Source organism: Nocardiopsis sp. KDC1DS13DA1 (assembly GCF_055632325.1).
Genome location: NZ_JBVMUY010000046.1, coordinates 1 through 18420 on the forward strand (window position 1 = coordinate 1; position 18420 = coordinate 18420).

The 18420-nt window shown below is 69.9% G+C and carries 19 protein-coding genes and 2 tRNA genes; 10 read left to right on the forward strand and 11 right to left on the reverse strand.

Annotated elements, in window-relative coordinates:
• Positions 1-482 precede the first annotated feature (482 nt).
• Positions 483-791, reverse strand: coding sequence for a hypothetical protein (locus ACTVAJ_RS26215; protein ID WP_470390945.1), 309 nt, complete (start codon positions 789-791; stop codon positions 483-485).
• 163 nt (positions 792-954) lie between these two features.
• On the opposite strand from ACTVAJ_RS26215, the gene ACTVAJ_RS26220 reads away from it, so the two are divergent.
• The 5 genes from ACTVAJ_RS26220 (at position 955) to ACTVAJ_RS26240 (ending at position 4160) form a co-directional block, all read left to right on the forward strand.
• Positions 955-1785 carry a helix-turn-helix domain-containing protein gene (locus tag ACTVAJ_RS26220; protein WP_470390946.1) on the forward strand — a complete coding sequence of 277 codons (831 nt, stop codon included), beginning with the start codon at positions 955-957 and terminating at the stop codon, positions 1783-1785.
• 113 nt (positions 1786-1898) lie between these two features.
• A complete protein-coding gene (locus ACTVAJ_RS26225; protein ID WP_014912962.1) occupies positions 1899-2021 on the forward strand; it encodes a DLW-39 family protein in 123 nt (40 codons plus the stop codon).
• Between the two features lie 149 nt (positions 2022-2170).
• Positions 2171-2243 (forward strand) — tRNA-Ala (locus ACTVAJ_RS26230).
• Positions 2244-3030: 787 nt separating this feature from the next.
• Positions 3031-3345, forward strand: a complete 315-nt coding sequence (locus ACTVAJ_RS26235) for a WhiB family transcriptional regulator (RefSeq protein ID WP_470390947.1) — start codon at positions 3031-3033, stop codon at positions 3343-3345.
• 203 nt (positions 3346-3548) lie between these two features.
• Positions 3549-4160, forward strand: coding sequence for a DUF1707 and DUF4870 domain-containing protein (locus tag ACTVAJ_RS26240; protein ID WP_470390948.1), 612 nt, complete (start codon positions 3549-3551; stop codon positions 4158-4160).
• A gap of 46 nt (positions 4161-4206) precedes the next feature.
• Here ACTVAJ_RS26240 and ACTVAJ_RS26245 read toward each other — a convergent pair whose 3' ends face one another.
• A complete protein-coding gene (locus tag ACTVAJ_RS26245; protein ID WP_470390949.1) occupies positions 4207-4746 on the reverse strand; it encodes a hypothetical protein in 540 nt (179 codons plus the stop codon).
• Between the two features lie 209 nt (positions 4747-4955).
• On the opposite strand from ACTVAJ_RS26245, the gene ACTVAJ_RS26250 reads away from it, so the two are divergent.
• Together ACTVAJ_RS26250 and ACTVAJ_RS26255 are read left to right on the forward strand one after the other, a co-directional pair.
• Complete coding sequence (locus tag ACTVAJ_RS26250; protein ID WP_470390950.1) at positions 4956-5480, forward strand: peptidylprolyl isomerase; 525 nt, start codon at positions 4956-4958, stop codon at positions 5478-5480.
• 43 nt (positions 5481-5523) lie between these two features.
• The gene (locus tag ACTVAJ_RS26255; protein WP_470390951.1) at positions 5524-6408 is read left to right on the forward strand and encodes a rhomboid family intramembrane serine protease; all 885 of its coding nucleotides are present in this window, start codon (positions 5524-5526) and stop codon (positions 6406-6408) included.
• A gap of 164 nt (positions 6409-6572) precedes the next feature.
• Here ACTVAJ_RS26255 and ACTVAJ_RS26260 read toward each other — a convergent pair whose 3' ends face one another.
• From ACTVAJ_RS26260 to ACTVAJ_RS26295, 8 genes are all read right to left on the reverse strand, one after another.
• Positions 6573-6827, reverse strand: a complete 255-nt coding sequence (locus ACTVAJ_RS26260) for a cell division protein CrgA (RefSeq protein ID WP_470390952.1) — start codon at positions 6825-6827, stop codon at positions 6573-6575.
• Between the two features lie 158 nt (positions 6828-6985).
• Complete coding sequence (gene pknB, locus ACTVAJ_RS26265) at positions 6986-8821, reverse strand: Stk1 family PASTA domain-containing Ser/Thr kinase (protein ID WP_470390953.1); 1836 nt, start codon at positions 8819-8821, stop codon at positions 6986-6988.
• A gap of 80 nt (positions 8822-8901) precedes the next feature.
• Complete coding sequence (locus tag ACTVAJ_RS26270) at positions 8902-10371, reverse strand: serine/threonine-protein kinase (protein ID WP_470390954.1); 1470 nt, start codon at positions 10369-10371, stop codon at positions 8902-8904.
• Entirely contained in the window at positions 10368-11834 is a 1467-nt protein-coding gene (locus ACTVAJ_RS26275) for a peptidoglycan D,D-transpeptidase FtsI family protein (protein ID WP_470390955.1), read from the reverse strand. Before ACTVAJ_RS26275 ends, ACTVAJ_RS26270 begins: the two co-directional genes overlap by 4 nt.
• Complete coding sequence (locus ACTVAJ_RS26280) at positions 11831-13237, reverse strand: FtsW/RodA/SpoVE family cell cycle protein (RefSeq protein ID WP_470390956.1); 1407 nt, start codon at positions 13235-13237, stop codon at positions 11831-11833. Before ACTVAJ_RS26280 ends, ACTVAJ_RS26275 begins: the two co-directional genes overlap by 4 nt.
• 4 nt (positions 13238-13241) lie before the next feature.
• Positions 13242-14702 carry a Stp1/IreP family PP2C-type Ser/Thr phosphatase gene (locus ACTVAJ_RS26285; protein ID WP_470390957.1) on the reverse strand — a complete coding sequence of 487 codons (1461 nt, stop codon included), beginning with the start codon at positions 14700-14702 and terminating at the stop codon, positions 13242-13244.
• Positions 14699-15211: an FHA domain-containing protein FhaB/FipA gene (locus tag ACTVAJ_RS26290; protein ID WP_470390958.1), complete on the reverse strand. Its 513-nt coding sequence runs from the start codon at positions 15209-15211 to the stop codon at positions 14699-14701. Before ACTVAJ_RS26290 ends, ACTVAJ_RS26285 begins: the two co-directional genes overlap by 4 nt.
• A gap of 295 nt (positions 15212-15506) precedes the next feature.
• On the reverse strand, positions 15507-16274 hold the full coding sequence (locus ACTVAJ_RS26295) for an FhaA domain-containing protein (protein WP_470390959.1): 768 nt from the start codon (positions 16272-16274) through the stop codon (positions 15507-15509).
• Between the two features lie 227 nt (positions 16275-16501).
• Between ACTVAJ_RS26295 and ACTVAJ_RS26300 the strand changes: the two genes are divergently transcribed.
• Both ACTVAJ_RS26300 and ACTVAJ_RS26305 read left to right on the forward strand, forming a co-directional pair.
• Positions 16502-16584 (forward strand) — tRNA-Leu (locus tag ACTVAJ_RS26300).
• 99 nt (positions 16585-16683) lie between these two features.
• Positions 16684-17298 (forward strand): TenA family protein, encoded by a 615-nt coding sequence (locus ACTVAJ_RS26305; RefSeq protein WP_470390960.1) that lies wholly within the window; start codon positions 16684-16686, stop codon positions 17296-17298.
• Between the two features lie 99 nt (positions 17299-17397).
• Here ACTVAJ_RS26305 and ACTVAJ_RS26310 read toward each other — a convergent pair whose 3' ends face one another.
• Entirely contained in the window at positions 17398-17973 is a 576-nt protein-coding gene (locus ACTVAJ_RS26310; protein ID WP_470390961.1) for an SSI family serine proteinase inhibitor, read from the reverse strand.
• Positions 17974-18062: 89 nt separating this feature from the next.
• On the opposite strand from ACTVAJ_RS26310, the gene ACTVAJ_RS26315 reads away from it, so the two are divergent.
• A complete protein-coding gene (locus tag ACTVAJ_RS26315; protein WP_470390962.1) occupies positions 18063-18395 on the forward strand; it encodes a rhodanese-like domain-containing protein in 333 nt (110 codons plus the stop codon).
• Positions 18396-18420 lie beyond the last annotated feature (25 nt).

Sequence of the window (18420 nt, forward strand, 5' to 3'; positions counted from 1 at the left end):
AGGTCGCTGCCACGGTTTTTCTTGGAGGGGGTCGTCCTTGTGGGGACGGCCCCCTCTTTTTGTGCGCGCATCATTGTGAACATGTGAAACCGGAGTGGATGCGGCGGCGTACGCATGAATCCGGAGCATTGTGGTTCCGGTCGCTTTCGCCGACCGGGGGCATACGACCGTTTCCGGTGACCGCTCTCCTCATGGGGGAACCGGAAGGCCGGTGCGGTGCATCACGCGCCGCCCCGGGGCACCCGCCCCGGGGGGAGTTCGCCGGGGGGCTACTGGTCCTCGTCGGCCTCGGGGCTCTCGATCAACTGCCGCAGCAGCGCCACGAAGTCCTCTTCGCTCATCGTCGACCAGTCCACGTGCTCGTTCATGTTGAGCGATCTCCCCAAACTCCGAGCCGATAAGCCTGCGTGCGCGGGATTCGTTCGAGAAGTCTGGGTTAACGGGGCGTTAGCGCAGGTCGTGGCCTTGGCCGGACGCGGACACTACACGTGTTGCTGGAGTGCGCTCCGGCACTCGGGGCAGCGGCAGCGCTTGTTGTAGCCGGTGACGGTGCCGTGGCGGAGAGCGGGGTCGCGCTGCTCCGTCAGGGTGGCGTCCAGCTGGTCGCCGAACGACTGGAGGATGCGCGCGGTGGAGAAGACCGTCCTGGGCGTGATGCCGAGTTCGGAGGCGGCCTCGTCGATGTGCTTCCCCATGCGGAGTTTGGCGATCAGGCGGGAGCGCGTGCTCGGCGGCATCTCGGCCTCAGCGTTCGCGATCAGCTGCTCGGCGTCGTCAATGGGGTAGCTCATGGATGTCCTCTACGTGTGCGGGAACGCGCCTCCATCGTACGCTGTTTCCTTCTGCGACATATGGGGCGCGTGGGGTGTCCTATTTCTAGAAACGCATTGCTAGATGCTAGATGCCATGTTTCGCTGGGAACATACCTTCACCCTGTGTCATTGGAGCCGTGTTATGAGCAGCCCCACGGTTCGTCGTCGCCGACTCTCCGCGGAACTGCGTCGCCGCCGTGTGGAGGCGGGAATGACGCTCAGCGACGTTGCGGAGGAGCTGGAGTGGTCCCCGGCCAAGCTGGGCCACATCGAGACGGGCATCCGCAAGTGGCCCTCGGTGATGGAGATCTCCGCCCTCCTGCGCCTCTACGGTGTCTCCGGCGGGCAGCGGGAGGCCATTCTGACCCTGGTGCGGGAGTCACGGCTGAGGCCGTGGTGGACCGAGTACGAGGACGTGCTCCCGTCAGCCTACGTGGGCAACGAGGCGGGTGCGGTCGGGGTCCGGGTGTACTCGGGCATCCTCGTCCCGGACCTCCTCCAGGTCCCCGACTACACCGCCGTGGTCGCGCGGGCCGTGGGACACGGTGAGGAGGGTGCGGAGCGGATGGTCGCGGCCTATCTCAAGCGCCAGGAGGTGCTCGACGGAGGCGGTCTGCTCCGCTACCACGCGGTGGTGGAGGAGGACGCGCTCCAGCGTGTCGTGTCCGATCTCTCGCTGTTCCGGGCACAGGCCGCCCGCATGATCGAACTCGCCGGATCGGGCCGGGTGACACTCCAACTCCTCCCGACCTCCGCGGGACCGCACCCGGGTGTCGCGGGGCCCTTCTCCGTCCTTGAGTTCGACGAGGGCGAGGCTTCGCTGGCGTACGTGGAGGCCACCCAGGGCGGAATGATCGTCGAAGCGGAGGAGGCGGTTGGCTCGTGCGAGAGGGTGTGGTCCGAACTCGTCCGGGTCGCGGTGTCGCCCGAGGCCACCGTCGGGATCCTGCGCCGTATGGCACTGCTCACCTGAGCCCCCGGTCGGATCCCTTGCTAGTCTCTTGGTGACAACCTCATAAAGTTCTCTTGGAGCCCCCGCAGCCGGCGGGTGCTCGTGTGTAGGAACCGGATGAAAGGGTCCAGACAGTGAAGAAGATCATCGTTCTGGCGCTGGTGGCCCTCGGGGCTTTCGCCGTCTACCGCAAGATCCAGGCGGACCGCGCCGAGCTCGACCTGTGGACCGAGGCCACGGCGGCCAGCGAGAGCTGATCGCGCGGCGGGCGAGTGGGGTGTCCCGCGCTCGTCCGTCAGTGACACGAAGACGTGGGTGGGCCGGTGTACCCGTGGTGCGACCCACGGCTTCGCGGTCCCTGTGACCGGGACCGCCTTCGGATGAAGGTATGCTCTCCTTGGGTTCAGGGGCCATAGCTCAGCTGGCAGAGCGCCGGTTTTGCATACCGGAGGTCAGGGGTTCGACTCCCCTTGGCTCCACTCGTCTTTCCACAGCCAGAAGACGTCACGACGGCCGCCCGGGCACACGCCCGGGCGGCCGTCGCACGTATGGTGCACATTGCCCGCGTCGCCAGGCGGTCCGGGCGCGTGCCCCGCCATCGGGCCCGACGGCCCGATGAGGACGGAACACCTCCATCTCTCCCGCGCGTCCGCGCCCGCCGAGACGGACGCGTCGAAGTCCCGACCGGCCTCCCCGGGCCGGGGAGCGTCCGCACCGCGGTGGGGCGGGCCGCGGCCCGCCGATCCGCGAGGTCCGAAGCCCTCACACGGGTGGAGGGCCAGGTCAGGCGTCGGACGGCCGCGGCGGGACGGCGCGTGGGGCGGTGTCCCGGGCGGCCGTTGCGTTGTGTGCACGGGTTCTAGTCCGATCGGGTGGGGTGACCGCTTCGCCCGATCCCGCGCGACACTGGGTTGTTGCGGCGAACTCGCAGGTCATCCCGGTTGCTGTGGAATGACTTCGGCTCTACCACATCTAGTGACTCTCCGTGTGTGTATGATGACACATCCCAGAAGTGCAATGGCCCTAGTGGGCCATATGAGAAATAGGCCACTTGGGGACTGTTGGTGAACAGGGACGATCCGTAGTTTCGACACCAACGACAACGAGGAAGACAGCGCGCCGAAACGACCAACCCCCGAAGACGAGCCGCGGCCCCCCGTCTGGCAGTCCTCGGATCGGCCGTTCCTCGTCTTCCGTCGGCGGTCGCGCCGGCCGTCCGGCGGGATTTCCGATCACCACACATGCTGATCTTGGGAGTGGGGCAACATGTGGAATGAGAAGATGGCGGCCCGAGCCAAATGTCGGGAGATCGACCCCGACGCCCTCTTTGTGCAGGGTGCCGCCCAGAACCGTGCCAAGCTCATCTGCCGGGGCTGCCCCGTGCGCACGATGTGCCTGGCCGAGGCGTTGGACAGCCGCATCGAGTTCGGTGTCTGGGGAGGCATGACCGAACGCGAGCGCCGCGCCCTGCTTCGTCGGCGCAAGGACGTGACCGACTGGTACGAGTTGCTGACCTCCGCCGAGCGTCACTACGAGGCGGAGCAGGCCCGCAGGGACGCGCCCGTCGCCGTACGGAGCTAGCGGAGGTGTTCCACCCCGTCGCGGTGCACTCCGCGGGCGGTGGTGGAGCGCGGTCCGCAGGAGACACCGTCGGGGCACCCCAGGAGGGGATCAGGGGAGGATCAGGGTGTGCCCCGATGCCCGGCCGCCCGCGCATGACGCATGATGGAGGGAGCACGGTACGTGGGAGGACGGCCGTGCCCCCTTCGGCGTTGGGAGTGGGAGTGGCAGCGCAGGACCGTCAGTACCCGATGCGGCGCCCGCAGGAGCATCCGCAGCTCCGCCTGACGCACGCCGACCGGGACGCCGTGGCCGAGACGCTCCGCGAGGCCTACAGCCTGGGCCAGCTGGACGAGGAGGAGTTCGACCAGCGCCTGGACCTCGCGATGCGGGCCAAGGTGCGGGGCGACCTGGAACCGCTCACCCGGGATCTGACGCCGGCACCGGGCGGTCCGCCGGGCCCCCTCGGGGCTCCCGGGAAGACCGCCGACCCCGGGGCGGCGCTGCCCAGTACACCGGTGGAACGCGTGGTCGCGGCCTGCGCCCACGCGGGGAACTACTTCTTCCCGGTCGTGGTCCCGCTGCTGATCTTCCTGGCGAGCGACAGGCTCTCGCCCTACGTCCGCCGCCAGGCCATGGAGTCGCTGAACTTCCAGCTCTTCTGCCTGATCGCCGGGATCGGCAGCCTGCTGCTCGTCTGGCTGGTCCTTCCGCTGCTGGTCACCGCCTACGTCGTCCTCGGCGTGATGATCCTTCCCGCCGTCGCCTCGCTGGCCGCCCTCATGGGGAGGAACTGGCGTTATCCCATGTTCTTCCGCGTGCTCAAGGACGACTGAGGGCGACGGGGGAGGGCGCGGGGACACACCGCCGCGCCCCCGCGCGTCAGTGGTCGGGGTGTCCGTTCTTCTCGGCCCGCTCGTGGCTCGTGGCGGCACGGACCTTCTCCTTGGCCGAGGTGGCCTTCTCCTCCAGGTTCTCCCGGGTCTCACGGACCTGGTCGCGGGCCTGGTCGAGGTGCTCCTGCCACTCCGCGTCCTGGGACGCCTGGCGCAGCCGGATCAGCGAGTACACGATCACACCGCCGACCACGGCCGCACCACCGATCAGAGCCGCGCGGGGGACACGGACCCCGCACAGGCGTCCCTTCCCGCGCGGTGCCGGGCGCGGTTCGACCCGGTGCGCCGCCGCGTTGAGCATCCCGGCCACCCGCGGCGCCACCGTGTCCTCGACCCGCTGTGCGGCCGTCTCCAGCCGGGGAGCGGTCCACCCGCGCGCCTGGAGGAGCCTCAGGGCGGCCTGGTCCCGTGCCTGGTCGGCGTACGGGCCGAAGCGGTCCGCCTGCGTTCGGGCCAGCTCCTGGAGGCGGGCGAGGGTCGCCTCCGCCTCCTTGCGTGCCTTGCGACGCTTCGAAGTGATGGGCACGTCTTCAGCTCCTTCGATCGTTCTCCGTCCACCCAGCGGGCGGCTGGTCGCCGTGTTATCCGGGTGTTATCTCAACTTACGTCCTCTCCTTCTCGGTTTGGCGCTTCGACACCGGGCCGGTCGTCCACAGGTCAACGGGGTTCCGGCGAACCGATGGGACCGGACGGGTAACGTAATCACACAAGTACGCTCGACCGAAAGGCGCTCAGGTGTCGGATTCCAAGGGTCAGCCCACGGCGCGGCTGAGGACCTCCGAGGGGACCATCGTCGTCAGGCTGTTCGAGAAGGAGGCTCCCCAGACGGTCGCCAACTTCATCGGCCTGGCCGAGGGCTCCAAGCAGTGGATGGACCCCGCCACCGGGAAGATGTCCAACGACAGCCTCTACACGGGCACGATCTTCCACCGGGTGATCGAGAACTTCATGATCCAGGGCGGCTGCCCGCTCGGTACCGGGCGCGGCGGCCCCGGCTACACCTTCGGTGACGAGATCAGCCCGAACCTCCGTTTCGACCGTCCGTTCCTGCTCGCCATGGCCAACGCCGGTCCGGGCACGAACGGCTCGCAGTTCTTCATCACCGTCGGCGAGCCGGACTGGCTCAACGGCCGCCACACCATCTTCGGCGAGGTGGTCGAGGGCTCCGACGTGGTCAGGAGGATCTCCGACGTCAAGACCGACCCGAACGACCGTCCGCTCACGGACGTCACCGTCGAGTCCGTCGAGATCACCCGATAGCGCGGACCGACGTGCCCAGAGCCCGAGGAGTGAGAACCCGCCCATGACCGCGTCGTCACCGCCCCCCGGTGCACCGCGCACCTGCTACCGGCACTCCGGCCGGGAGACGGGCGTCAGTTGTACCCGGTGTGAGCGGCCCATCTGCCCGGACTGCATGGTCGAGGCGTCGGTGGGGTTCCAGTGCCCCGGCTGCGTGGCGGCGGGCAGGCGTGCGACGCGCCCCGCCCGTACCGCCTTCGGCGGCAGGGCCGTGAGCAAGCCCTACGTCACCTGGACGATCCTGGTCCTGATGGCGGCGGGCTACCTGGCCCAGCTGGTGACCGGGGTCGGGTCGGCCGGATCCTCCCCCCTGATCTGGGAGTTCGGCATGCTGGGCTCCGGGGTCACCGAGTGGGGGGAGAGGCTCGGGGTCCTGAACGGCGAGTGGTACCGGCTGATCACCGCCGCCTTCCTGCACGGCGGGGTCTTCCACCTGCTGTTCAACGGCTACGCGATGTTCCTCCTGGGCACCCAGCTGGAGCGCTGGCTGGGGCACGGGAGGTTCCTCGCGCTGTGGATCCTGGGCGCCGTCGCCGGGTCGGTGCTCACCACGCTCGTCGAGCCGCACGGGTTCGCGGTGGGGGCGTCCGGGGCGATCTTCGCGCTCTTCGGCGCGGTGTTCGTGATCGGCCGGAGGCTCCGGCTGGACCTGCGGATGGTGGGGGCGCTCCTGGCGGTCAACCTCGTGTTGACCTTCGTCGTCCCGAACATCTCCTGGACCGCCCACATCGGCGGCCTGGTGGCCGGCCTGGCCCTGGGGGCGGTCTTCGCCTACCTGCCGGGACGGGACGCGGGCGCGACGAGGCGCACGGTCGTGCACACGCTGTCGACGGTGGCCCTCGCCGCCCTGCTCGTGGCCGCGCTGCTCGTCGTCCCGGGGCTCGTCTGAGCGGTGCCGGGCACCGCACAGGGCCTCCGATGACGTGACGGGCCCCGGACACGCGTCCGGGGCCCGTGGTGCGCCCCGCCTGAACCGCCCGGGATGCGGACATGCCGAAGGAGGCTACCCACAGCCTGTGGATAACCCTGTGGAAACCCCTGGGGGTACGTTCGTCAGTGCCAGCGCGTGGACAGGACGACGGCCGCGATGATGCCGCTGAAGCCGATGAGCAGGTTCCAGTTGTGCCAGTCCTGCATGTACGGGATGTACTGGCCGGCGATGTAGTACACGCCGATCCAGAGGATGCCCGCGATGAAGAAGCCCAGCATGGTCGGAACCAGCCAGCGTGGAGTGACCTTGGGCTTCTCCTTGGAAGGAGGCGGCGTGTAGACGGCCTTCTTCTTGCGGTCGCTGCGGGACTTGGGCACGGGCGCTGCTCCAGAGAGGTGGGCGGTTCGAAACGCTCCACAGTCTACGCCCCAGGGCACTCCCCCGTCACCGCCGTGTGGACACGATCCTGCCCCGGGTTCCGGAAACGACGGGGGGCCGCGCTCCGAAGAGCGCGGCCCCCACCTTTCCCGGGCCCTCAGGGGTTCCGGAAGAAGAGTCCGTCCTCGCCGTCGCCGGGACCACCGGGGATCTCCGGGTCCGTCTCGCCGTCCGTCGGGGGCTGCCCCGGGTTCTCCGGGTCCGTCTCGCCGTCCGTCGGGGGCTGGGGTTCTGCGGGTGCCACCGCGACGGTCAGCGTCACCACGGTTCCCGACGGGACCTGCTGTTGGGCCGCGATGGACTGGGAGAGCACCAGGCCCGGCGTCGAGTCCGCGGTCGGCTGCTCGGTGATCTGGGCGCTGAGCCCCAACTGCTCCAGCGCGGCCTCGGCCTGGTCACGGGTCATGCCGACCAGTTCGGGCACCTGCACCTGCTCCGGGCCGGAGGAGAGGTACAGCGTGATCTCCGTGCCGGGATCCACCTCGTCGCCCGCGGGCGGATCGGTGCCCACCGCGCTGCCCTGGGTGACGTTCTCGCTGGCCCGCTGCTCCACGGTGATGTTCTCGAACCCCGCGTCGCCGAGAGTGCTCCGGGCCTGTGCCTCGGTCTGCCCCTCCACGCCGGGGATCTCCACGGCCTCCGGGCCGGAGGACACGACCAGGACGACCTCCTGGTCCACCGGGTGCGGCGTCCCGGCCTCCGGGTCGGTCTCCAGGACCGTTCCGGGCTCGGCCTCGTCGGCGCGTTGTTCGGTGGTGATGTCCTCGAAGCCCTCGCCGGCCAGGGTCGACCTGGCGGCGTCCTCCGCCTCACCGACCACGTCGGGGAGCGCGACCTCCTCGACGGTCGGCTGGTCGTTCCGGTTGATCAGCCAGAAGGCCAGCACCAGGGACCCGATCACGCCCACGGCCAGGAGGGCCCACAGGGCGGCCCTGCCCGCGCCGCCCTTGCGCGGCTCCTCGTCGTACCGGTCGTCGTAGTCGTCGTACCGGTCGTAGCCGTCGTCGTATCCGCCGTACCCGCCGCCGTTCGCGGGCGGCAGGGCAGTGGTCGCGCCCGCGGCCGCCATGGCCATCGTGCCCGCCTGGGTGGGCATCCCGGCCAGGCCGCGCTGGATGTCCGCGCGCATCTCCGCGGCGTTCTGGTAGCGCTCCTCGCGGTCCTTGGTCATCGCGCGGAGGGTGACGTCCTCCAGCCAGTCCGGGATCTGCGGGTCGACCTCGGTCGGCGGAACGGGCTCCTCACGCACGTGCTGGTAGGCGATCGACACGGGGGAGTCCCCGGTGAACGGGGGCTGACCGGTGAGCAGTTCGTAGAGCACGCACCCGGTGGAGTAGATGTCGCTGCGCGGGTCGACCCGCTCACCGCGCGCCTGCTCCGGTGACAGGTACTGGGCGGTACCGATGACCTGGGATGCCTGGGTCATGGTCGCCTGGTCGTCGCCCATCGAACGGGCGATGCCGAAGTCCATCACCTTGACCTCGGCGTTGCGGGTCAGCATCACGTTGGCGGGCTTGATGTCGCGGTGGACGATCCCGTTGTCGTGGCTGTACTCCAACGCGTTCAGGATGCCGTCGACGAGCTCGGCGGAGCGCTCCGGCAGCAGGCGCCGGTCGTCGTCGAGGAGTTCCTTCAGCGTGCGCCCGTCCACGTACTCCATGACGATGTACGGGAGGGACACACCGTCCACCACGTCCTCGCCGGTGTCGTAGACGGCGATGATCGCCGGGTGGTTCAGGGAGGCCGCGGACTGCGCCTCGCGGCGGAACCTGGCCTGGAACACGTGGTCGCGGGCGAGGTCGTGTCGGAGGGTCTTGATCGCGACGAGCCGGTCGAGCCGGAGGTCGCGTGCGCGGTGGACCTCGGCCATGCCGCCGCGCCCGACGACGGTGTCGAGTTCGTAGCGTCCACCAAGGAGCCGGGGCTGGGACATGTCGTGTACTAATCCTCGTGTCTTCCGGTGGCCGCCCGCGGGCCGCCGCCTACCCAGAGCGTCGTTCGCTCATTTCCTCGTCATGGTTCCGTCGGGGACGTGGTCTCGCTGCCTCCGTCGCCCGGGTCGTCTGGTGTCGGGGGTTCCCCGCCGCCGCCGCCGTCGCCGCCGCCGTCGTCGACGGGGGGAGTCGTGCCGCCGTCATCCACGGGCACGGACGGTTCGTCGGGGACCTCGTCGGTCGGTTCGTCCTCTTCCGGGCTGGGGTCCTCCTCCTGGACGGTCTCCTCCGGTTCGTTGGTCCACCCCGTGCCGGCTCCGTCGTTGGAGGGCTGCTCGGGCGCACCGCCCTGTTCCTCCGTCGCCTCCGAGGGCGCGGGGGAGGACGGTTCCGTCCGGGCCGGAGGTTCGACGGAGTCGCGTACGGGGTCGGCCTCGGGCGTCCCGTTGTACAGGAACCCGGCCACCACGGCGGCCGCGACGACGAACGTCGCCACGACCACGGCGAGGACGACCGGGAGGCTGACACGCCGTCGGGACGCACCCGACAGCCTAGCCGAGTCACCCTGGCCACCAGGGGTTACGATCTCCTGGTCGGCGGTTCGCCTGCGCACGGGGCCGGTGTCGGTCACCGCGCCGACCACGGCCGTCCGGGCGACGGAGCCGAACCCGGCGGACGGTGTCGGCGGACCGGTCCCGGCGTTCGAGCGGATGACGGCCGCCATGTGCGCCACCTCGCTCGCCGAGGCGGGCCGCTCGTCGGGGTCCTTCAGGAGCAGGACCGACACGAGGTCGTCGACGTCGGCCGGGACGTCGTCGGGCAGCTCCGGGGGTTCGTCGCGGGTGTGGGCCAGGGCGAGCGCCACCGGGTTCTCCCCCGTGAACGGCGGCTGCCCCGCCAGGCACTCGTAGGCCACCACACCGAGCGCGTACAGGTCCGAGGCCGCGCTCGCGGGCCGCCCGGAGGCCTGTTCCGGCGAGATGTACTGGGCGGTCCCCATGACCATGCCGGTCTGGGTGAGCGTGACCGACATGTCGCCCCGGGCGATGCCGAAGTCGGTGAGCTTGATCTGGCTCTCGCCGGTGACCAGCAGGTTTCCCGGTTTGATGTCTCGGTGCACCACACCGCGTGCGTGCGCGGCGGCCAGGGCCTGGGCGGATTGGCAGACGAAGTCCAGCGTCCGGTCCGGGCTCAGGCGGCCCTGCTCGCGCAGCAACTGGGAGAGCGGTTCCCCGACCACGAGTTCCATGATGAGGAAAGCGCGCCCGTCCTCCTCGCCGTAGTCGTAGACCTGGGCGATCCCGGGGTGGGACAGTCCGGCGGCGATCCGTCCCTCGGTGCGGAACCGCTGCCGGGCCGTCGGCTCCGCCATCTGGGACGGGTGCAGCAGCTTCACCGCCACGGGCCGGTTGAGCAGTGTGTCCGTGGCCTTCCAGACGGCGCCCATGCCGCCGGAACCCACCTGCTCCTCGAGCCGGTAACGGGAACTCAGAACGGTCCCGGCGAGTCCACCGGGACCATTCTGGGACGGGGGCTCGTAGGCGCTCACTCCAGTACCACTGCCTCCATCATCTGGCGGGCGATCGGCGCCGCCAGCTGGTTGCCGCTGACGCCGCCGTGCTCGACCACGACCGCGACCGCGATCTCGGGGTCGTCAGCGGGGGCGAAACCGATGAACCAGTTGTGTGTGCCCTGGTCGCCGCCGGTCTCGGCGGTGCCGGTCTTGCCCGCGACCTCCACGTTGGGGATCGCGGCGTTGGTGCCGGAGCCGTCCGGGCCGGTGACCAGCACCATCATGTCGCGCAGGTCCTCGGCGGTGCTCGCCTCGACCGCCTGGGAGAAGGTCTCGGGCTGGGTCTCGGTGATCACGGACATGTCCGAGTCCAGCACCGACTCCACCACGTAGGGGCGCATGACCTCGCCCCGGTTGGCCACACCGGCGGCCACCATGGCCATCTGGAGCGGGGTGGCCTGGACGTTGGACTGTCCGATGCCCGCGCGGCCGAGGATGCTCTCGTCGGTCTCCGGCGGCGCCAGGCTCGGCGTGACGCTCAGCGGCACCTGGAGCTCCTCATCCTCGGGCGGGTTGAACCCGAAGGCGGCGGCCTGGTCGGACAGGGCCTGGCCGCCCATCTCGATCGCCCAGTTGGCCATGGACGTGTTGCACGAGATCTGGATCGAGTGCGCCAGGGTGTCCGGCTCGCCGCCGTTGCACGTGCCGCCCGACGTGGCGTTGGGCAGCGGGGGGCCGGACGGGAACTCGCGCAGGTCCGGGGCCTCCTGTGTGCTCTCGGGCGTGGCGTCCAGGTTCTCGATCGCCGCGGCGGCGGTCACGACCTTGAACGTGGAGCCCGGGGGGTAGAGCTCGTTGAAGGCGCGGTTGAGCAGGGGCTGGTTCGGGTCGTTCTCCAGCTCCTGGAAGTTGGTGACGGCCGTGTTCCGGTCGGTGACGCTCGCGACGTCGTTGGCGTCGAAGGTGGGGTAGGAGACGGCGCCGAGCACCGCTCCGGTGTTCGGGTCGACCGCCACCGCGGCGCCCTGGAGGCCGCCGTCCCGGAAGGCGTTGTACCCGGCCTCCTGGACCGCCGGGTTGAGCGTCAGCTGGACCCGGGCGCCCTCGGGCTCGCGGCCGGTGATGATGTCGCGGAAGTTGCGCACCGCGAGCCGGTCGTCGGTGCCGTCGAGCAGCGAGTTCTGTGCGCTCTCGACGCCGGTGGTGCTGTACACGCTGAGGACGCCGGTGATCGGCGTGTACATACCGCCGCCGGTGTACTCGCGCTGGTAGAGGGGATCGGTGTTCTCCTCGGCGATGTTCTCCGAGAAGGCGACGCTCTCCCCCGCGACCTCGATGGGCCCGCGCGGTCGGCTGAGGTACTCGCTGTACTGGCGCGTGTTGAGCGGATCCTCGATCAGCGCGTCCGCGCGGAACCCCTGGAGCCAGGTCAGGTTCAGCATCAGGATGGCGAACAGCGCCATCGTGAAGATGCTGAGCCGGCGGATCGGAGTGTTCATCGTCGGATCACCTGGGTCGCGCCCTCGTCCTGAATCGCTTGCGGTGCCGGGCGGCGGGCGATGTCGCTCATCCGCAGCAGGATGCCCATCATGATCCAGCTCGCCATGAGCGCCGAACCGCCGGCCGCCATGAACGGCGTGGTCGAACCGGTCAGCGGGATGACCCTGCTCACCCCGCCCAGGACGATGAAGACCTGGTAGGCGAGGAGGAAGGCGATTCCACTGGTCAGTAGCTTGTTGAACGGGATGGTGGACGCCAGGGCGATCCGCATGCCGCGCTCCACCAGGAGGAACAGCACGATCAGCACGCTGAGCAGTCCGGTCAGTCCGAGCTCCTCGCCGAGGGAGGCGAGGATGAAGTCGCTGTCCGCGGCGAAGATGGTGTGCGCCTCGCCGCCGCCGAGACCGGTGCCGAACAGTCCGCCGTAGCCCATGCCCACGATGCCCTGCACGAGCTGCTGGCTACCGCCGACCGCGTTGTAGACCTCCTGGTCGAAGGCGTTCATCCAGATGTTCACCCGGGCGCGTACGTGCCAGAAGAGGAAGTAGGCGACGGTGGCGCCGCCCATGAACATGGCCAGGCCGATGGTCACCCACGAGGAGCGCTGGGTGGCCACGTACAGCATGGCCAGGAAGGTCCCGAAGAGCAGCAGGGAGGTGCCCAGGTCGCGCAGGAGCACCAGCATGCCGATCGCCACGACCCAGCCGACGGCGATCGGGGCGAGGTCGCGGCCGCGGGGCAGGTCGATGAGTTTGAACCGGCCGATCTTGATCGGTTTGCCGACGATCGCCAGGACCTGTCGCTTGTTCATCAGGTAGGAGGCCAGGAAGACCACCAGCGCGATCTTGGCGAACTCCGAGGGCTGCATGGTGAACGGTCCGACACCGATCCACAGCCGGGCGCCGTAGACCGACCGTCCCAGGCCGGGGATGGCGGGCAGGAGCAGCAGGACGATCGCGACCAGGCCGCTGATGTAGGTGTACCGCTGGAGGACCCGGGGGTCCTTGAGGAAGATGATGACCAGGAAGCAGCAGACGATCCCGATTCCGGACCAGACGAGCTGCATGCCCGCGCCGGAGCGCTCGATGTCCTCGGCCCCGACGGCGGCCAGCCGCCAGATCATCGCGACCCCGATCCCGTTGAGGAACAGGGTGCACGGCAGGATCAGCGGGTCCGCGTAGGGGGCGAAGAACCGCATGGCCACGTGCGCGGCGACGGACAGGACGCCGAAGGTCAGGCCGACGGTCCACATCGCCGCGGGGATCCGGCCGTTCAGGTTCAGCCCGGCGATGGCGATCCCGGCCATGGTGATGGCGATGGCGACCGCGACGAGGACGAGTTCGGCGTTGCGCCGCTTGATCGGGGGGAGCGCCGTGGGCGCCTCCGCGGTGGCGGTGCTCACGGGGTCACCCCGATTCCTGGGTCTGGGTGGTCGCGGCGTCGGGGTCCGCGGTCCCGGTCCCGGACTCGGCGTCCTCGGCGGTCTCCGCGCCGGTGTCAGCCGACTCCGGGTCCTCCGACCGGCTGTCCTGGGCGTCCGCCGTGTCGGTGTCGTTCGCCGCGGCCTCGGCCAGGTTCGCGTTGATCACCTCGATCCGGTCCCGGGCCTCCTCCAGGCTGTCGACCGGAATGGTGTCCTCGACCGAGGAGCGGTCCCCCTCGCTGAGGTCGTCCAGGCGGATGTCGGTCGCCTCGACCTCCTCCGACAGGTTGAAACCCGCGATGTCGGTGTCGATGCCCTGGTAGATGCTCACCGTGTCGCCCGAGGAGGAGGGGCCCACGTAGAACTGGCCGTCGACGTACTGGCGGCCGAAGTAGTAGGCCCCGCCCGCCACGAGCGCCACGATGACGAGGAAGGCCACGACCACCGGCCACCAGCGGCGCCTGCGGTACTCCGGCTCCGCCTCCGCCTGTCCGCGCCCGCGCCCTCGGGGCGCCCGGTCGTCGAAGTCGTCGTAGGGGCCGGAGTAGCCGGGCCCGGGCACGTCCTCCACCCGGTCCATCTCCGCGGTGTCGCCCCCGGAACCGCGCAGCTCCTGGGCCCGTCTGGCGGGGTTGTCACCGGTTAGTTCGTCGATCTCGGACCGCTGGTCGGCCGCGCCGACCACCCTCGGTTCGGTGGTCGGGCCCTCGCGGTCGGTGCCGGTGTCGATGACGTCGGCGATGACGGCGGTGATGTTGTCCGGACCGCCGCCGCGGATGGCGAGGTCGATGAGCTTCTTGGCCGCCGCGTGCGGGTCGGCCTCGGTCGCCAGCGTCTCGTGGATGTACTTCTTCGTGACCACGCCGGACAACCCGTCCGAGCACAGCAGGTACCGGTCACCGGGCTTGGCCTCACTGATGGAGATGTCCGGGTCGACCGGGCTCTTGCCGTCCAGGGCCCGCAGGATCAGGGAGCGCTGCGGGTGGGTGGCGACCTCCTCCTCGGTGATCTTGCCCTCGTCGACGAGGGTCTGCACCAGGGTGTGGTCGTGGGTGATCTGCTCGAAGCGCGGTCCGCGCAGCAGGTAGGCGCGTGAGTCGCCGATGTGGATCAGGGCCACCCGGGGACCCGACCACAGCATCGCGGTCAGGGTGGTGCCCATGTTCTCGAGCTGGGGCTCGGCCATGATCCGCCGCGACAGGGAGGCGTTGGCCTGCTCGACGGCCCGCTGGAGGGACTCGGCCATCTCCTCGGCGCCGTAGGACTCGGTGTCGAGCCGGCGGATCGTGGAGATCGCGATCGAGCTGGCCACCTCGCCGCCCGCGTAGCCGCCCATGCCGTCGGCCACCGCGAGCAGGTGCTGGCCCGCGTAACCGGAGTCTTCGTTGCCTTCGCGGAGGCATCCTACGTCGGAGTACGCCGCGTATCGGAGAGCGATTGTCATTTGCGCAGTTCCAGGACGGTCTTGCCGATACGGATGGGCTGCCCCACCGTGATGGGCTGGGGGCGGTTCAGCTTCTGCTGGCCGAGATAGGTGCCGTTGGTGGAGTTGAGGTCCTCCACGAACCAGCGGCCGCCCTCGGAGTAGACGCGGGCGTGGCGACCCGAGGCGTAGTCGTCGGTGATGACGAGGGTCGAGTCGGGTGCGCGGCCGATGAGGATCGGCTGGGACGCCAGGTCCACGGTGGTGCCGGCGAGGGGCCCCTGCGTGACCGCCAGGACCACGGGCTCGTTGCGGCGCTGCCGCTGCGGGCGCTGCTGGCGGGCCGGGGCGGGCCGGGACGGGCCGCCGCCGGACGCGGAACGGGCCTGGGGGCGGGGCCGTTTCTTCCGGGACTTCTTCTTCGACGGGCCGAAGAGGTCGGTGCTGATGACCCCGACCGCCATGAGGACGAACAGCCAGAGCACCGCAAGGTACGCGATCTTGATCAATATGAGGGTCAGGTTGGACATCGAACCGCTCTTCAGCCCCTGTCGTGCTCCGGCCGGGGTGACGGTCGTCGGCGCCGCCACCGAGTCTGCCTCACCTTCGGGTCGGTGAGTTGTCGTGGTCACTGGTCCGCGGCCCCGGGGCCGCGGACAGTCTGCCCGATCGGTCAGGTCTTCGCGGAGACTACCGTCCCGGACACATATCCGACAGCGGTACCGCAATCGGCCACCACCGGATTTCGACCAGTCAGACGTCGGTGGGACGGGGTTGGTTTCGATCCCGCCGAGTCTGATCGGCCGAACTCCCGGTCGGTTCCGCTCAGTCGCGCCGGAACGTCATGGTGGTGCGGCCGAGGCTGATCCTGCTCCCGTCCACCAGGCGGGCCTGCCGGACCTGTTGTCCGTTGACGAAGGTCCCGTTGGTGGAGCCCTTGTCGACGAGGATCGCCTCGTCGCCGTCCAGACGGATCTCCACATGGTGGCGGGACACCCCGTTGTCCACGAGCCGCAGGTCGCAGTCGGTGCCGCGGCCCAGCAGCGTGACGGGGGTGGTGAGCTCGAAGGACTGCTGCATGCCGTGGCTGGCGATGCTGCCCTCGGCGGTGGCGCCACCCGGAGAGATGAGCAGGCGCGGATGCCCGGCCTGGCGTTCGCCCCCGGTCGCTCCGGGATCGCCGACCGGCTGCCGGACCTCGCCCTCCTTGCTGACCATGGTGCCGCGTACGACGCCCGACCGGATGCGGAAGCGTCCCGTCTTGAGACCCTCGTCCGGCCGGAAGTGGACGCGGACCGGGCCGACGAAGGAGTATCCCTGCTCCGTCGCGTAGTCGCGGGCGAGTTTGGCCAGCTCCTGTCCGAGGCTGTCGGCGTAGACCTCCAAGCGCTCCCTGTCGCTGGCGGAGAGCTCGACGATGAAGTCGTTCGGGACGAGTGTGCGTCCCTGCGCGACGATCGCGGCTCGTTCGTCCATCTCCCGCTGAACGGCGCTCGCCACCTCGACAGGTTGGAGCTCAGACTTGAAGGCCATCGCGAAGGTGCCTTCGATCATGCCCTCAAGCCTGCGTTCGAAGCGTTGGAGCACTCCCACGAGGTACCTCCCTTGTACTCCACTCCGTATGTGTAGACGATCGTAACCGGGCCGGGGTGCCCCCGGATTCAGGCGCACCCCCCGGTGGGTGCGCCCGGAGCCGGTCACGGGTGGCCCGGAAAGCGTGTGCGAACCGCGTTCAGACCGTGCTAGCCTTATCAATGTCGCCAGGCGGACAGGCCGAAAGGCCCGCACCACCTGGCAATACAACTGGATGAAGGTCACTCGGGCGGGTGGCGGAACGGTAGACGCGCACGGTTCAGGTCCGTGTGTCCGAAAGGATGTGAGGGTTCAAATCCCTCCTCGCCCACAACATACCCGGTGGGGATCGCTCTGCGGTCCCCACCGGGTCTCTTTTGTGCCCGGACCTGCCCTCCCCGGCCGAGGGGCGGGGTGGCACACTGCGAACGTGAGCATCATCGAACGACTTCACGCGATCGGACGTCCGCTGGTCGACGAGCAGCTGGCCCACCCCACCGTCGCCGGGATCGCCCGGGGCGACCTCGACGAGCGCGCGTTCCGCTACTGGCTGGAGCAGGACCACCTGTACCTGCTGGACTACGCGCGCGCCTTCTCGCGCCTGGCGTGGCAGGCGCCCGACGACCACCTGGCCGACCTGGTGGGGATCGCGCACAGCACGCTGAACGAGGAACTGGAACTGCACCGCTCGCTGTCGGGCGAGTTCGGCGCGGACCTGACCACGAAGGAGAAGGGTCCCGCGTGCGCGGCCTACACCTCGTGGCTGCTGGAGGCCGCCGCCGACTACCGGGACGGGCTCGCCGCCGTGTACCCGTGCATGTGGGGCTACAACCAGCTCGGGATCGCACTGGCGGCGTCGCGCCCCGGCGACCCGCGGTACGCGCGCTGGGTGGACACCTACGCCGACCCCGCATTCACCCGGCTGACCGAGCACTACGGGCGCAGGTTGGAGGAGGCCCGGCCCGACCCCGAGCGGGCCGAGCGCCTCTTCCTGGAGGGTATGCGCCACGAGGTCGCCTTCTGGGACACGCCCCACACGTCCTGACTCCCGGCCCGCGGAGGCGGGGGAGGGGACCGGTGCGCCCGCGACCGGTCCCCTCCCCCGCTCCGCCCCGGACGGGGCGGAGGTTCGTGACAGGCGGGATCAGGGGACGATGACGGTGCTCACGTCCTCGAAGCGGTCGATCTCGCAGCCGCCGTTCTTGTTGAACTCGGTGTCGACCAGGACGTCGTCGATGTGTCCGGTGACGGTGACGACCTCGGGGCCGCCGTACTGCTCGGTGCACATCATGTCGGTGGTGTCGAGGAGGAACGGTTCGGTGCCGACGGCCTCGATCTCGGCGCACGCCGCCTCGGGGTCGGGGTGGTTCCCGCCCGCGGGGGAGCACGTGAGCGTCCACGTCCCCTCCGTGTACCCGGACCCCGGGGGCACGGACTGGTTGTCGGCCAGGGCGCGTTCGATCACCAGGGAGACCGCGGCGTCCGGGTCGGTGTCGACGGGCATCGGGTCGTCGGTGCCGCCGGGGGATTCCTCGGGGGGCGCGTCGTTCTCGGAGGCGGTGCTGGGGGGAACGGTGGGGTCGGACGGACTGGAGGCGTCGGGTGCGCCCGCGCTCACCTCGTCGGGCTCGTTGCCGCAGGCCGTGATAAGAAGCAGGCCGAGGGCTGCGAGTGCGGCGAGGCGGGTCGGCGGGGTCGTCACCGAGGGGTACTGGGCCATACGTCTTGGACGTGGCGTGTGTACGCGTGGTTCCCGCGTCGACACGGTTTCCTCGAAGTTTTTTTCGGTACGGACCCAGGGGGTCGGACATGTTTCAGCACGGTGTTCCGGAGACGGTCGTCACGGAGGTGCCGGAGGGCGCCTACCTGCTCGACGTCCGTGAGGACGACGAGTGGCGGTCGGGGCACGCCCCGGACGCGGTGCACATCCCGCTCGGCCAGCTCGGCGCGCGTGCGGGCGAGGTTCCGCAGGACCGGAGGGTGTACGTCGTCTGCCGCGCGGGCGGTCGCTCCGCCCAGGCGGCCATGGCCCTGAACCAGGCGGGGTGGGACGCGGTCAACGTGTCCGGGGGCATGCAGGCCTGGGAGCACGCCGGCCGCGACATGACGGCGGAGACCGGCGGGGAGCCGACGGTGATCTGAGGCGGTCGGCCGCCGATTTTCATCG

Coding starts and splice junctions, on each gene's coding strand:
- ACTVAJ_RS26215 (WP_470390945.1), bottom strand. CDS start 791: ATGAGCTACCCCATTGACGACGCCGAGCAGCTGATCGCGAACGCTGAG.
- ACTVAJ_RS26220 (WP_470390946.1), top strand. CDS start 955: ATGAGCAGCCCCACGGTTCGTCGTCGCCGACTCTCCGCGGAACTGCGT.
- ACTVAJ_RS26235 (WP_470390947.1), top strand. CDS start 3,031: ATGTGGAATGAGAAGATGGCGGCCCGAGCCAAATGTCGGGAGATCGAC.
- ACTVAJ_RS26255 (WP_470390951.1), top strand. CDS start 5,524: ATGACCGCGTCGTCACCGCCCCCCGGTGCACCGCGCACCTGCTACCGG.
- pknB (WP_470390953.1), bottom strand. CDS start 8,821: ATGTCCCAGCCCCGGCTCCTTGGTGGACGCTACGAACTCGACACCGTC.
- ACTVAJ_RS26275 (WP_470390955.1), bottom strand. CDS start 11,834: ATGAACACTCCGATCCGCCGGCTCAGCATCTTCACGATGGCGCTGTTC.
- ACTVAJ_RS26285 (WP_470390957.1), bottom strand. CDS start 14,702: ATGACAATCGCTCTCCGATACGCGGCGTACTCCGACGTAGGATGCCTC.
- ACTVAJ_RS26290 (WP_470390958.1), bottom strand. CDS start 15,211: ATGTCCAACCTGACCCTCATATTGATCAAGATCGCGTACCTTGCGGTG.
- ACTVAJ_RS26310 (WP_470390961.1), bottom strand. CDS start 17,973: ATGGCCCAGTACCCCTCGGTGACGACCCCGCCGACCCGCCTCGCCGCA.
- ACTVAJ_RS26315 (WP_470390962.1), top strand. CDS start 18,063: ATGTTTCAGCACGGTGTTCCGGAGACGGTCGTCACGGAGGTGCCGGAG.